This is a genomic window from Fructilactobacillus sp. X2R6C1 (assembly GCF_059901295.1).
In genome coordinates this window covers 19,710-32,725 of sequence record NZ_JBWXUZ010000002.1, presented here as the reverse complement: position 1 = coordinate 32,725, position 13,016 = coordinate 19,710, and the positions used below count along the sequence as shown (strand labels likewise).

14 protein-coding genes and 2 tRNA genes are annotated in these 13,016 nt (G+C 35.6%); 4 read left to right on the top strand and 12 right to left on the bottom strand.

Annotation, left to right across the window (positions count from 1 at the left end):
* Positions 1-211: 211 nt before the first annotated feature.
* A tRNA-Gly gene (locus AC6UDF_RS02195) sits at positions 212-282 on the bottom strand.
* Positions 283-373: 91 nt separating this feature from the next.
* Here AC6UDF_RS02195 and AC6UDF_RS02190 point away from each other — a divergent pair.
* Positions 374-709 carry a DUF1516 family protein gene (locus AC6UDF_RS02190; protein WP_500693640.1) on the top strand — a complete coding sequence of 112 codons (336 nt, stop codon included), beginning with the start codon at positions 374-376 and terminating at the stop codon, positions 707-709.
* A 22-nt stretch (positions 710-731) separates the two neighbouring features.
* Here the strand turns inward: AC6UDF_RS02190 and AC6UDF_RS02185 are convergent, their stop codons facing one another.
* The 4 genes from AC6UDF_RS02185 to AC6UDF_RS02170 form a co-directional block, all read right to left on the bottom strand.
* Positions 732-1,457, bottom strand: coding sequence for an aspartate/glutamate racemase family protein (locus AC6UDF_RS02185; protein ID WP_500693639.1), 726 nt, complete (start codon positions 1,455-1,457; stop codon positions 732-734).
* Between the two features lie 4 nt (positions 1,458-1,461).
* Positions 1,462-2,718, bottom strand: coding sequence for a carboxylate--amine ligase (locus tag AC6UDF_RS02180; RefSeq protein ID WP_500693955.1), 1,257 nt, complete (start codon positions 2,716-2,718; stop codon positions 1,462-1,464).
* Positions 2,708-4,255, bottom strand: coding sequence for a UDP-N-acetylmuramoyl-L-alanyl-D-glutamate--2,6-diaminopimelate ligase (locus AC6UDF_RS02175; RefSeq protein ID WP_500693638.1), 1,548 nt, complete (start codon positions 4,253-4,255; stop codon positions 2,708-2,710). Before AC6UDF_RS02175 ends, AC6UDF_RS02180 begins: the two co-directional genes overlap by 11 nt.
* Before the next feature lie 210 nt (positions 4,256-4,465).
* Positions 4,466-4,924: a MarR family winged helix-turn-helix transcriptional regulator gene (locus AC6UDF_RS02170; RefSeq protein WP_500693637.1), complete on the bottom strand. Its 459-nt coding sequence runs from the start codon at positions 4,922-4,924 to the stop codon at positions 4,466-4,468.
* Between the two features lie 131 nt (positions 4,925-5,055).
* On the opposite strand from AC6UDF_RS02170, the gene AC6UDF_RS02165 reads away from it, so the two are divergent.
* Positions 5,056-5,139 (top strand) — tRNA-Leu (locus tag AC6UDF_RS02165).
* Positions 5,140-5,250: 111 nt separating this feature from the next.
* Here the strand turns inward: AC6UDF_RS02165 and AC6UDF_RS02160 are convergent.
* The 3 genes from AC6UDF_RS02160 to AC6UDF_RS02150 form a co-directional block, all read right to left on the bottom strand.
* A complete protein-coding gene (locus AC6UDF_RS02160; protein ID WP_500693636.1) occupies positions 5,251-6,096 on the bottom strand; it encodes a glycosyltransferase family 8 protein in 846 nt (281 codons plus the stop codon).
* A gap of 104 nt (positions 6,097-6,200) precedes the next feature.
* Positions 6,201-7,472 (bottom strand): BspA family leucine-rich repeat surface protein, encoded by a 1,272-nt coding sequence (locus AC6UDF_RS02155; protein ID WP_500693635.1) that lies wholly within the window; start codon positions 7,470-7,472, stop codon positions 6,201-6,203.
* 297 nt (positions 7,473-7,769) lie between these two features.
* Positions 7,770-8,006 carry a hypothetical protein gene (locus AC6UDF_RS02150; RefSeq protein ID WP_500693634.1) on the bottom strand — a complete coding sequence of 79 codons (237 nt, stop codon included), beginning with the start codon at positions 8,004-8,006 and terminating at the stop codon, positions 7,770-7,772.
* 588 nt (positions 8,007-8,594) lie between these two features.
* Between AC6UDF_RS02150 and AC6UDF_RS02145 the strand changes: the two genes are divergently transcribed.
* On the top strand, positions 8,595-8,822 hold the full coding sequence (locus AC6UDF_RS02145; RefSeq protein WP_500693633.1) for an SH3 domain-containing protein: 228 nt from the start codon (positions 8,595-8,597) through the stop codon (positions 8,820-8,822).
* A 32-nt stretch (positions 8,823-8,854) separates the two neighbouring features.
* On the opposite strand, the gene AC6UDF_RS02140 is transcribed toward AC6UDF_RS02145, so the two are convergent.
* Genes AC6UDF_RS02140 through AC6UDF_RS02130 form a run of 3 tightly spaced genes read right to left on the bottom strand, consistent with a single transcriptional unit; the run spans position 8,855 to position 10,674 of the window.
* Positions 8,855-9,355, bottom strand: coding sequence for a phosphatidylglycerophosphatase A family protein (locus AC6UDF_RS02140; RefSeq protein WP_500693632.1), 501 nt, complete (start codon positions 9,353-9,355; stop codon positions 8,855-8,857).
* 3 nt (positions 9,356-9,358) lie between these two features.
* Complete coding sequence (locus AC6UDF_RS02135) at positions 9,359-9,985, bottom strand: hypothetical protein (RefSeq protein ID WP_500693631.1); 627 nt, start codon at positions 9,983-9,985, stop codon at positions 9,359-9,361.
* 14 nt (positions 9,986-9,999) lie between these two features.
* On the bottom strand, positions 10,000-10,674 hold the full coding sequence (locus AC6UDF_RS02130; protein ID WP_500693630.1) for a CPBP family glutamic-type intramembrane protease: 675 nt from the start codon (positions 10,672-10,674) through the stop codon (positions 10,000-10,002).
* Positions 10,675-10,843: 169 nt separating this feature from the next.
* Between AC6UDF_RS02130 and AC6UDF_RS02125 the strand changes: the two genes are divergently transcribed.
* Positions 10,844-11,476 (top strand): deoxynucleoside kinase, encoded by a 633-nt coding sequence (locus tag AC6UDF_RS02125; RefSeq protein WP_500693629.1) that lies wholly within the window; start codon positions 10,844-10,846, stop codon positions 11,474-11,476.
* 37 nt (positions 11,477-11,513) lie between these two features.
* Here AC6UDF_RS02125 and pepV read toward each other — a convergent pair whose 3' ends face one another.
* A complete protein-coding gene (pepV, locus tag AC6UDF_RS02120) occupies positions 11,514-12,917 on the bottom strand; it encodes a dipeptidase PepV (RefSeq protein WP_500693628.1) in 1,404 nt (467 codons plus the stop codon).
* Positions 12,918-13,016 lie beyond the last annotated feature (99 nt).

Here is a 13,016-nt window from a genome sequence, read left to right as displayed (position 1 = left end):
CTCATAAATAAAAAGCCTCTTACATTAATTAAATCAATGCAAGAGACGAGATCACCCGCGGTACCACTCTATTTGGAAATACCCACTCATTATTAAATTTGTATACCTAGAAAGGACGCCTTCCCAATCACAATTTATCTAACTCACATCAACTTAGATTTGCTTTGAAATTATAATTAGTACTACACTCTCATCGTTGGTAGCTTCCCAAAGCGGGTGACGGGAATCGAACCCGCGACGTAAGCTTGGGAAGCTTAAATTTTACCACTAAACTACACCCGCAATACGTGTATAATTATATCATGAATTATACCCCTTGTCATCAAGACTTCTACAGAGCCGTATGATAAAATTTGATTGGAGGCTAAACATCATGTTAATCTACATAATTACTTTACTATGGATTCTTTTATTAATCTCACTAACAATCGGAATCACGCGTAAACAAGACAAAAAGATTATTAAGGGTGTCGTCTATACGCGCGCGTTTTACATTCTTTTGTTGATTAGTGAAGTGGTTTTTACCCTGAATCACTTTAACGAGCATCGTTATTTGGTCTCTTTAAGTTTTATAATGACAATCGTCGCGATTTCTTTCATTGATATTTGTTACCAGAGAAAAATCCAAGGTAATTTAAAACCCTACGTAATTTTATTGACACTGATTTCGATTTTAATCTCAATTGGGCTTTTGTTTTTCATTCAATAACTACTACTAAAAAATCATCCAATCACTTGGATGATTTATTTTTTTGCATTTTTTCAGCTAACCGAATTGATTCATCAACTAGCTCCGCTTGCGCATCAATCACAGGGTAGTCATGATTACCAGCTCGCTCTTCTGCTACCGAAATCTCAGTACAACCTAAAATCACTACATCGCTATCCAATTCATTAACCATTTGATTTAAAATATGATGGTATAATTTTGGATCGACATAATCGTGCTCCTTAACACCTTTATAAATTAAATCCATCGTCTCGTCCGCAATTTCAGCGGTCGGGTGCACAACTTTATATCCAGCTTTAGTAATTTCTTTATCATATACCTTGTCCTTTAGAGTTCCCTTAGTGGCAATTAGCCCCACTCTTTTAGCGTGTGGAAACTTCTTAGCAATTGCAGCTACCGCTAGCCTAGGCATATGCAAAATTGGAACATCCGTCATACTCTGTAACTGATCATAAAAATAATGGGCAGTATTACATGGTAACGCAAAAAATTCTGGTCCCAGTTTGCTCTGTTGTTTAATATCTTCTTCAAGTGGAACTAGTGGGCTCGGATTATTTTTTGGGTCAGTAATATAATCCGTCCGGTCCGGAACCGTCGCATGATTAACTAATATATAATTTAAATAATCTTGATCACAGTGAGCTGGGGTCCGTTGATTTAGTAAATGAACATAACTCTCAGTCGCTTGGGTCCCCATCCCACCAATAATTGTGAAAAACTTTTTCATTATCTTATTCCTTATTCACATGAAAATATTTTTTGAAGTTTTTTGCGTAATTATGGTCCATCCATTTCATAAGTAGCCAACGCATGAAGTTTTCATCTTTTTTATACCAAAAAGTCGTTCCCCACTGACCTTTTTTGATCAGCTCTTCCGCCTTCTTTTTATCTTCATTATCTTTGGCATACTTACGAAAAACACGATTGGGCACCCCTAACCATAAATAATATTTCTTAGGATCTTGATTGGCATACACTGTCTTTTGGTCCGCTAGGTCATCTTGAACGTAATCACGAACCACCCATTGAGCAAGGTTATATCCATTTAGGGTGACAAAGAAACTGCTGCGTCCCTGTCTCAAATTGATTTCAAACAACTTGTACGTATCGTCTCTAACATCATACTTCATGTCAAAATTAGCATACCCAGTAAATTCAATCGACTCTAAAAACTGTTGAATCTGATCATAAATCCGTTGATCAAAGTCAGGAATAATCGTGACGTAGTTACCAATTGCAGACGGTGCCGGATCTTCCAAAAGTGGATGGCCTAAACACATCATCTTAACATGATGATTCTTGTCAACATAAGCATTTAAGACCCGCATGTTGCTGTCATCACCTGGGATGAAATCTTGGACGATCAAGTCTGAAGTATAACCATTATTATAAATTTTTGAAACAATGTCACGATACTCGGCATCACTTTTAATGGTAAAAGCTTTCTTTCTTCCCTTAAAACGGATATCCAACCATTCCACGCTATTGGTTGGTTTAAGTGCAATTGGATAATCAAATGGTTGATCAAAGTCATTATCTTCAAAATTGCTTTTGGAAATAATCTTGGTGCCGGGATATGGCATTCCATACTTATCACACATTTTATAAAAATTTTCTTTACTATTAAGTTGTTTTATTAACGAATAATCAACGTATGGACAGACAAAGACATCTTCTAAATCTTTCTTATGTTTAGAAATTAACTCAGCATAACCATCCCCACATCCAATTAAAATGACCGGTTCTTTGTGGTTGGCATACTTCTTTTTTAACTTTTTCATCTCTTCAAACCATACTGGATCCTCACTAAAGCCGGGAATAAACGTCAGATCCACAATTTTGGTAAATCTTGTGGGGGCTAATCGTTCCTGGGCATAAGCCTTGACACGCTTACCATACAACTCGTAGAAAGAACGCGCCATCCCGTACACATTAAAGTCACTTCCAAGTAAGATCGGAGTGAAATCTGGAACTTTCTCATTTGTCATTACCATTTAAACCCTCCAAGTAATCTTCCACGATAACCGAATCGGTTGGATAAGGTGTATCAACACCATTAATCTTTTGATAAGGATCGCGTCCTTTACCCGCTACTACAATAATATCTCCACGTTTACCAAAATTAATGGCCTTTTTAATGGCTTTTTCACGATCCATTTCGAAATGAACGTCAACCTTATCATGATCGATATGACTATCAATTTCCTTTGCAATCTTCATGGGATCTTCATAAGCGGGGTCGTCAGTAGTTAAAAACGCTACATCGGCATTTTGAGTCAACGCCTTGCCAAATCCCTCTCGACGGTCAATTCCCTTATTGCCCGGGCTTCCAACCACTACAATAACTTTTCCACTAGGGTCTTGTCGTTTTAAAAATCCTAGTAATGCATTCATACTAGCATAATTATGGGCATAATCCACATGAACGTTCCCATGGTTTTTAGACTTAAAGATTTCCATTCTTCCAGGAATTTTTGCTCCTGCCAAACCATCTAACATATCACCACGTTTAAAGCCAGCAAGTCCAGCCGATATGATCGAAGCGGTTGCATTTGATTCATTGTAATCACCTGGAATACCAATGCGATAATTTCCGTCTAAGCCTAACTTTTTAGCTTTATCAGAAATGGAACTTAATTGAATATCGTTATCAGTCAAGCTATCTGAAACTGGCTCGTACGTGAAATCAAGGTCGATTTCAAGTTGTGGAGTCGTCCCCTTTTTACCAAACAAATAAATATTTTGGGGATCAGTTGTGGTTTTGGCAGCATAATAAATATCAATCAGGTGGTCTGAATCGGCATTCAAAATGCACTTATTTGAATTAACCAAGAGTTGTTCTTTACAGTGCAAATAGTTTGCAAAAGTCGGATGTTCGTTTTCCCCAATGTGATCGGGAGAAATATTTAAAAAATTACCTACGTTATACTTTAATCCAAAAACCCGATTTTTTAAGTATGCCTGAGACGAAACTTCCATAATGAGATATTTCATCCCATTATCGACAGCGGATCTCATATTCTTAAAAATATCTAGTGATTCTGGAGTGGTTAGATGTGACTTAAATGTTTGATTTAGTTCATTACCAACCACGGTATTGATAGTTGAAAATAAGGCGGTTTTATTCCCACTCGCCCTCCTAATTGCATCCCGAGTGAAATATGAAGAGGTCGTTTTCCCCTTAGTACCCGTAAAGGCAATGATGAACAAATCGTCTTGTGGATAATTGAAAAATGCAGCAGAGATCAAGGACATTGCTTTTTGAATATTAGTAACCAAAATCTCATTCATTCCGTTACTTTCAGATAAATGATCTTCACACACGATTCCAGTTGCTCCAGCCTTTTTTGCTAACGTAACAAATTCAGGCTTAAAGTTTCCCTTCCCAAAGAATAAGGTTTTCGGTTTTATGTCTCGTGAATCATAACTAACGTAGTTAAAATCATTATCATTAGTCTGATTAACTGATTTTAATAAGTCATGTTCACGAAGAATATTTTTAATTTCTTGAATGCTTAGTGACAAAAAATTCAGCTCCATTCCGCTAATTTTTGTAATGGAAATCCAAATAAATCATTCGGACTTTAATTTTGTTTTTAATTTACTCCTAGACAATTCTACCAAAAGAAAGAGATAATGACTAACTCAAAACCAATAATGAAAACATAAATTAATATAATAAAAAACATTCTGCGTAAACTAAATTAATTCCAGTTCACACAGAATGTCTTTTTACTACTTAACATCTTTTAATTTTTGCTCACTAACATTATCCAATCGGTCACCAACTGCATTCACCATCTTCAAACATTTTTCAATATCATCCTGGCTCATATCCAAAACAGAAAAACATTGATTAACGTGTTCATATACTTTATCACGACGTTCCTTAGCGTATTCTGTAGTGTCAACGATGACAACTCGTTCATCTTTATGACTACGTGTTCTTGTCACCCATCCCTGCTTTTCAAGCCGTTTCAACAACGGGGTTAAAGTCCCACTATCTAAGTCTAAGTAGGATCCAAGCTCACGAACGGTCATTGGGGCATGTTCCCATAACACCAACATGGTAATGTATTGTGGATAAGTTAAATTAAATGGAGATAAAACGATTTGGTAGTACCGACTAAACTTTTTACTTGTATTATAGATTCCAAAGCACAATTGGCTTTCAATCTTACGTGGTTCAACCATTATAATCTCTTCTTTCTAAAAACTCTTGTACTATCTTATATTTTACACAATTAAATAATAAATACAAGGATACTACAAAATTGAGTGTTTATTTTACGACATTTTTATTGTATGATTGAAAGGTAGTAATTGCCCGAGTGGCGGAATTGGCAGACGCGCAGCGTTCAGGTCGCTGTTCAGTTTACTGAGTATGAGTTCGAATCTCATCTCGGGCATTCGTTACTAACAAGACGTTATCAAGCTTATTGATATCGTCTTTTTTCATTAATAGTAATTAAATTATGTAAACAAAAAGAGTGGACAATTGTCCACTCTCTCACTACTTTTTATCTAATATAATCGCCTAGATCGTAAATTAATTGGTTCTTAGCTTGGTAATAATAATTGCGTAATGGATGAAGATGGTTATTTTTAACGATCCATGGCTTATCAAAATTAGTGTAATGAATAATCACAGGGTGCTTAAGTGCATTTGCCTCAGCTGCTCGACGCTCTGGGATAGGATTTAATCCACTCTCACCCTTAACTAGATGACTTTGCAAATTATACTTAGGGTCAAGTTTTTTCCAGTGTCCATTAAAAATGGCGTTTAGAGCATCTTGGTCTTGATACTTCAGCATATCAGGTTTATCAATTGCTAACTTTCTAACTTTCTCAGAAGTGTCATTATCATTCCAAGCTTTCGTATCAATTAGTAACAATCCGGCATTGAAATACTGACCCGGTTCATCACTAACATGCATCTTTTTTAACCGGTCAACGTAACCAGAATCCTCAACAGCACCGACAATGTTGCCATCAAGATCGGTATTAAAAAGATCCGAAATGTCACCCACACATACCATATCAGCATCCAAATAAAGGATCTTAGGTTCATGAACTTCTTCAGGAATCTCAATTCGATAGTAAGTGTTTTCTTTAATTGCACTATCCGGAGATTTTACATTAGCATCCTTATATGCAGCGGTGTTGGGTTGCAAAAAGTTAATTGTCTTACAGTTGTCGTAGACTTTTTCCAAGGCCTTTAACAAATCAGCACTGTTGGAACTTAAATGATCATTAACAACGTAAAACGTGAAACTTGAATTCTTATTATGGTTCAATATTGACGAATAGTTGACTGCCAGCGGTATCGCCATATTGTTATCAGTAGTAGATGCAATTGTAATCATACACATTATCCCCTTCAAAAATATTTGAAACTATTTGGCCACTTGTAAAAATAAGTATCACTAATTTTCGTAGCGATATTTATAAAAGTGGACCACTTTATGACCTATCTATTTCGAACAACAACAACGTTTACCGTCGCATTTTTACTTCCAATGGTAATGGTAGCGTTATTATTCTCAAATCGATATCCAGTTGGAGCAATTAAAGTTTGCTTTTCACCTGGGATACCAGTAACTGAAGTTGCATTCACGTACTGCCCCTTTTTATTTACAAAATTAACTTGTTCAGTTATGGAAATCGAAGGGACATTGTAATTGGTTGCCCAAATCCAATTACCGGGATGTGATTGTCCATCTGCAAGACTTAAATTATTCTGCAATTGATTGTTATTATCAATGTTCATCCAATTGGGTGATTTAACAGTGTAATCTTTTCCGTCAAATACAAACTGGGTACCTACTACCGGTTCTGGAATAATTGGACCTGCACCAGGTGCATCAGGAGCCCTTAAGATTGTCTTATCACCTAACTTAATTTGGTGAAGATTATTATCACCCTTCATGAAAGCGGACAATCCATTATATTTACCCTTAGAAGCTGCCTGAGTATCGAAGCTAGTTAAATCTAGGCTTTGTAACTGATGGTCATCCTGAAACATATTACTCAAACTACGATTATTAGGATTAATTTTAAAACTCGTTAAACCGGCAATGTTTTTAACAGCATAGTCATAAACAAACATTGAACTCATATCAATAACTTTAGAAGTGTCAAAATGACTGACGTCGATGTCTTTAAGAAGAATATCGGCACCAAGCATCAGTCTCATACGATTAACATTTGAGGTGTCAAAGTGAGTGACATCAATACTTTTTAGTGCTGTATCACCATTAAACATATAATCCATACCAGATACTTTTGATGTATCCAATTTATCGAGACCATTAATAGTTTGCAGGTTTTTTAAACCTTGATTGCCCTGGTGGAGTGGGTCATCATCTGCCGATTGAGAAAAAAGATAATCAGAATTTGATGGGGCATACATCTTATCTTGGATATTAATAACTTGCGCATCATTTAAAGCCTGACGTAAATCTCCAAGTTGTGAATATGCATAGGTTCCCAAGGTTTTATCTTTACCGCTCAACGTTAAAGTCCGATTGATCTCATTATAGTTCCAGTTGACCTGTCCCCACGTACCACTATCATATCTTAATTTAGAAATCCTAGGTCTAGCTTGTGAGGTCATTTCCTTAGTATCCGTTGCTGCTGCATATGTAGTTTCAGTGTGATTTGCTGAACTATTCATCTGCAAGCCAAAGAATAAACCAACGGTCACACCTGCGATTAATGCTCCCTTAATTACCTTTTTCATTAGATCATCTCACTCTCTTATATTTCCTTACACTTCTAAAGTAGGCCATAAATGCCGTCATGTCAACATTTATGCTTTATCATGTGAAAAAAATACCATAATAATTACATTAATTATGTAAAAAGAGAATAATAATGTGCGTTATTATTCCCTCTTTTAGTTTCTATAAATCTATATCATTGGATTTATATAGTTATAATCTATCCATAAAAACATTGATTAAACTATCACCATGCCAATAAAAATCATTGGAGTCTATGTAAGAACCAGAAGTATTAGCTTCTGGCTCTACAATAACTAGTCGTTTAGACGAATAGTAGCGTGATAAGAACTACCATCTGTGGCCTTGCCAAAATAATCGTCTGTAATCGAGCGAAAAACCATTTTCCCGTTCGGTAAGTTCAAATATTCGGCATCATATGGAAAAACAACGGAGTAATTGTTTTTATTTCCAATACTGTAATAGTAAATAGTTCTACCACTAAGCCGAACGCTTCGATCTGTACTTGGAACTACTAGTTTAAACTCCTTCATTATGACTCACCTCCTTTCCCATCAAAAAAGGTCATACTACGAAGTAGCATGACCTAAATGGTATTTCAGAGTATTCATCATATTGAAATACGAATAAATTCGCATAGTTGTTTTAATTTCAAATCTTATAACAAGACATAGGCTATCATTAAATGATTTTTCACGTACTCAATAACACTTATCTTCCACCAACTTATCATTTATGACAGTATTAATTACGGTGTTAAAAGCTTCTCACACTTTCTAACACCACGTGAACACTATTTCCTACATTAGCATTCACAAAATTGTCTAGTTATTTTTAATCTCAACATTCAATATTTCATTATGAATCTCTTACTGCTTACTTCACAATTTAGATTATAAACTTTATTAAAAACAACGACAATAGAGTCTTAAATTTCACAAAACATAATTATAATACCTTGACATCAGTATTTATCCTAATTATTAATTCACTTTTGTCTCATAATATAATAATTATTATTATATAATATAACCAATCAGTCGCTTTATTGACAAAAATTTACTGCATAATTTTAGCGATTAAAACATAATTTGATATAATTAACCAATGGAGGAAATAATATGAAAACAAAAGCTTATGAAACTTATAATTTAGTTGAATACGATAAAAATCTTCCTTATGAAGTTGGCGATTTAGTCGAAGTTACATTTGTTAACCCAACTGGCTTAGGTGATAACCAAGACGATTGGTTAAAAGTCGTGAGACATGACGTTGGTGAATCAACCAGTATTCATGATGAATTCAGGTTTAATTCAAAATGCATCAAAGCAGTAAAGAAGTCAAACTAAAAAAAGGTCCTCACTTTTGTGAGGACCTTTTTTTAAGCATTATCATGTGCAATTTTAGCGGCAGTAGCGCCAGCAATAGCTCCAACAATATCATCAATAAAAGTATTGACAATTTGACCGTTTGTATCGAGTTCTTTTACAATTCCATTTTTATTAGTGTCAATTTCACCATAATTAGTAACCCCAATCGTCCCATAGATTGAAGCAATTCCAAGTGCCAACGTTTCATCAACGCCAAACACCCCCAAATCATGGGAGACAATGCTTTCAAGTGGCTCTTCTAACTCGCCATCTTGTGCTAAACGATCCAGTTCAAGCCCTACCATTGCGTTATTCAATACTTCCCTTTTATGCAAAATATCATTAACAATCCCACAAACATAGTCTAAATCAGGAACATTTGAATATTTTTTCTGTAAATCAATTGCAATCTGTGCAATATCTTTAATCGTTACTCCATGTTCATTCAGTCGCTTAAGCACAAAATTATACGCCTGAGTGTCAGGATATTTATAGTCTCCTCGATCTACCATTAGTTAATCTTCCTCCATATCTTTCATCAGGGTCATATCATATTCGTTTGGATAATTATCTTGAGTAATCATCATTGTCATTACACTTTTATCCTTAAGATGACCCTTTATAATTGCATCAACATACATCTCTTTATGAAAATCTCTTTGAAATTCGGCAAAACTCGATAAAAATCTAAAGTTCAAAACCACGTCACTACTATTTCTAGAACTTGAAACGCCAATAACATCTATTATTTTACTCTTCTTCATCTCGTTAACTATCGGAATAACGACATTCTTATAAAATATTTCAACTTCACGTAATTTTTGAGTTAAATTATGAATTCGTTGATTAATTACGTTACACTTCTGAAAGTCAGTATTATTCAACTCTTTCATCCCATTCAACAAATAATCCTTATCATTATTGAGTAGGGCATTTTTTAAATCCGCTGACTTTTGATCGTCATCCCCATCGTTTAAAACACTAGCTAATTCATCAATTGTGTTCACGTCATAATCATTTTTGAGTTGATCAAGATTCATGATCCAGTGTAAATACTGCTTTTTAAGCTGCTCCAACTCTTCATCAGCCGCCATTAATTGATTCTTTAATTGATTAAAATAATTAAATTCAACTACGTCCATTTTTCACTCCACCACTATAAGACTGCCATTAGCATAAATCCGGTTGCAATTAGGTTATTTAAAAAGTGGACCCCAATCGAAACTTCAATTTTCCCCGTTTTCTTGTATACATACGCTAAAATCATTCCCAAAATAGCATAAATCATAAAACTAATCACGTTAGAACTCATATGACCACAAGAAAAAAGTAACCCACTAAAAACAATTGGCAGCCAAAACGCATTTTGATTAAAAAAGGCATTAATAAAAAATCCTCTAAACACCAATTCCTCTAACACTGGGGATAAAAAAATCGCCGAAAAGCTCATCAAGACCAACACCGTCATGTTACTTTGAAAAAGACTTAAAATGGCATTATTATTCTTTGTTCCCAGTTGGTTAAAAATCAATTTATTTAAAACTTGAAGCACAATCTCAATAACAAAAAAGCTAAAGATTGACAATAAAATAATCTTTAAATCGTGACCAGTAAGCCGATGACTTCGTTGCCTGTACACACTTCGATAAGCCCATAGCGCTAAACTAATTACGACAAGAAAAATAACAATGTAAGAGGATCCATAAAGAAAAGCCTTGAATCCATGATAATCGTGAATTCCAATCATTTGAACTGGTACTTGAACCGCAAAAATCAAAAAAATTAGTCCAATAAATACAACGGCTCTTTTCAAAAATTTAATTAAACTCATTTCCCACTTCATTAATCCAATTCATCTCCAAATTTTTCCACTAACATAGAATACCATAATAATAAGGTCTGAAACAAAGAAGGAAAATTAGTGTTCAAATCCATCGTTAACCTAACTGATTCGAAATGATATACTAAAAGACGTTATTAAACTAAAAGAGGAGCTAAGCATGGTGATTATTACAGCTGGAATGATTGGTGTCGGTAAAACAACCTTAACGGGAAAAATTGCCGCACATTATGGAACAGAGCCCTTCTACGAGCCAGTGGGAGACAATCCTGTTTTGCCACTTTATTATAAAGATCCAAAACAGTATGGCTTCTTACTCCAAATATACTTTTTAAATAAACGCTTTTCGATGATTAAAAAGGCGTTAAAGCAAGACAACAACGTGTTGGATCGATCTATTTATGAAGACGCGCTTTTCACCAAAGAAAATAATGCTGAGGGAAATATTTCTGACGTTGAATTAGAAGTTTATTTAAAACTACTTGACAATATGATGGATGAACTTAAAGAGCTTCCAAAAACAAGTCCCGACCTTTTAGTCTATGCCTACAGCGATTTCGACACCATCTTATACCGAATCAAAAAGCGTGGTCGTGATTATGAACAATGGGACAACGATCCAGGACTGGAAGAATATTATTACAAAATGTGGAAAGCTTACCAAAAATGGTATGACGAATACAATGTCAGTCCTAAGATGAAAATTAATCTTCAAAAGTACGATCTAGAAGATCCCCAAAACGTTTCTAAGGTATTGGCAAAAATTGATAAAAAATTAAAAACGATCCGATAAAAAAACTTTGAACACGTTGTTCAAAGTTTTTTTATCTCTACTTAGACAATTCATAAATTGACTGACCGTAAATCGACATTGCCAAAATCAAATCATTAACAGGTGTGTATTCGTTAGCTTGGTGCATCGTGTCCTCTGTTCCTGGGAAAAGTGCTCCAAAGGCAACCCCACGTTTCATCATTCGCGCATACGTCCCACCACCAACAACTTCTGGTTGAGCGTCATCCTGATCAGTTTGATCGCGATAAACACCCATTAAGGTTTTTACAATGGGATCGTCTGCATCAACAAAGTGGGGCACCATTTGCGAAATTTGTTTGGTTGACCCGTTAAACCGATCAGCGGCATCTTGAACTTTAGCTAAAATTTTATCAGTCGTAATCCCCTTGGGATACCTAAAGTTAGTGTTGACCATCCCACCATTTTCATGATCAAAATTCATTAGACCGACGTTCATGGTTAGTTCCCCCATCACATCATCAGTAAAATTAAGCCCCAATTTATGAGCACGAGAATCATCATGCAGTTTTTCGTCGATGAAGTTCAGGATATTAGCACCACTAGTATCAAAACTATAATCAACCAAAAAGTCAGCTAAATAGGTTCCAGCATTGATACCGTTCTTAGGTTCCATTCCATGTGCTGCTTTCCCGACTACACTGATTTTAATATTGTTCCCTTCGATTTCATAGCTTCCAGTTACGGGAACCCTATCTAAATATTTTTCAAATTCATCGGCCATTTTGGAGACATCCGCAGCAACAACGTCGGCTTCCGCATCACGTGGTACCATATTTTCACGCAATCCGGCATTAAAATGCATCAGAGTGTTCTCACCATCGCTTTTATTGGAAGCAAAATGCGTTTCAAGCGTCACATTACCCTTTTCCCCATTGATCAAGGGAAATTCGGCGTCTGGCGAAAATCCAAATGAAGGATCTGGTTCAACCTCAAAATAGCGTTTCATTCCAGTCCAGTCACACTCTTCGTCCGTTCCAATTATCAAGCGAATTTTGACCTTCGGCTGAATCCCTGCATCTTTAAGCATTCTTAATCCATAATAGGCGGCAAGTCCTGGTCCTTTGTCATCAGAAACTCCTCGACCAATTGCATTGTCACCCTCAAGCTTTAGTTCGAATGGATTGGAATTCCAACCTGCGCCACCGGGCATCTCATCAGCATGTGACAAAATTGCCATGGTTTCATCGCCTGAACCATACTCAATGTATCCCACTACGTTATCAATGTTTTTGGTAGTAAACCCATCACGATCACCAAAAGAGAGAAACTGTTGTAATGCATGAGCTGGACCTGGGCCCAATGGGTATTCGTCCGTTGCGTGCTCCAAGTCCCTCGAACTATCAATTGAAATCAATTTTTTTAAGTCATTTAAGTAATCATCTTTGTAATTTTGTGCTTTATCTTTCCAGTCAATTGCCATGTTATACCCTCCTACTTAGTTATTCCTTATTCTAACATAATCAAGAAAGTAACAACTCATTTGGACAACATTCAACCAACGCATGATATAATGCAACCG

Bases quoted from the DNA above. Each gene is read 5' to 3' on its own strand.
- AC6UDF_RS02190 (WP_500693640.1), top strand. From the start codon at position 374: ATGTTAATCTACATAATTACTTTACTATGGATTCTTTTATTAATCTCA.
- AC6UDF_RS02185 (WP_500693639.1), bottom strand. From the start codon at position 1,457: ATGAAAAAGTTTTTCACAATTATTGGTGGGATGGGGACCCAAGCGACT.
- AC6UDF_RS02180 (WP_500693955.1), bottom strand. From the start codon at position 2,718: ATGACAAATGAGAAAGTTCCAGATTTCACTCCGATCTTACTTGGAAGT.
- AC6UDF_RS02170 (WP_500693637.1), bottom strand. From the start codon at position 4,924: ATGGTTGAACCACGTAAGATTGAAAGCCAATTGTGCTTTGGAATCTAT.
- AC6UDF_RS02160 (WP_500693636.1), bottom strand. From the start codon at position 6,096: ATGATTACAATTGCATCTACTACTGATAACAATATGGCGATACCGCTG.
- AC6UDF_RS02155 (WP_500693635.1), bottom strand. From the start codon at position 7,472: ATGAAAAAGGTAATTAAGGGAGCATTAATCGCAGGTGTGACCGTTGGT.
- AC6UDF_RS02150 (WP_500693634.1), bottom strand. From the start codon at position 8,006: ATGAAGGAGTTTAAACTAGTAGTTCCAAGTACAGATCGAAGCGTTCGG.
- AC6UDF_RS02145 (WP_500693633.1), top strand. From the start codon at position 8,595: ATGAAAACAAAAGCTTATGAAACTTATAATTTAGTTGAATACGATAAA.
- AC6UDF_RS02140 (WP_500693632.1), bottom strand. From the start codon at position 9,355: ATGGTAGATCGAGGAGACTATAAATATCCTGACACTCAGGCGTATAAT.
- AC6UDF_RS02135 (WP_500693631.1), bottom strand. From the start codon at position 9,985: ATGGACGTAGTTGAATTTAATTATTTTAATCAATTAAAGAATCAATTA.
- AC6UDF_RS02130 (WP_500693630.1), bottom strand. From the start codon at position 10,674: ATGAGTTTAATTAAATTTTTGAAAAGAGCCGTTGTATTTATTGGACTA.
- AC6UDF_RS02125 (WP_500693629.1), top strand. From the start codon at position 10,844: ATGGTGATTATTACAGCTGGAATGATTGGTGTCGGTAAAACAACCTTA.
- pepV (WP_500693628.1), bottom strand. From the start codon at position 12,917: ATGGCAATTGACTGGAAAGATAAAGCACAAAATTACAAAGATGATTAC.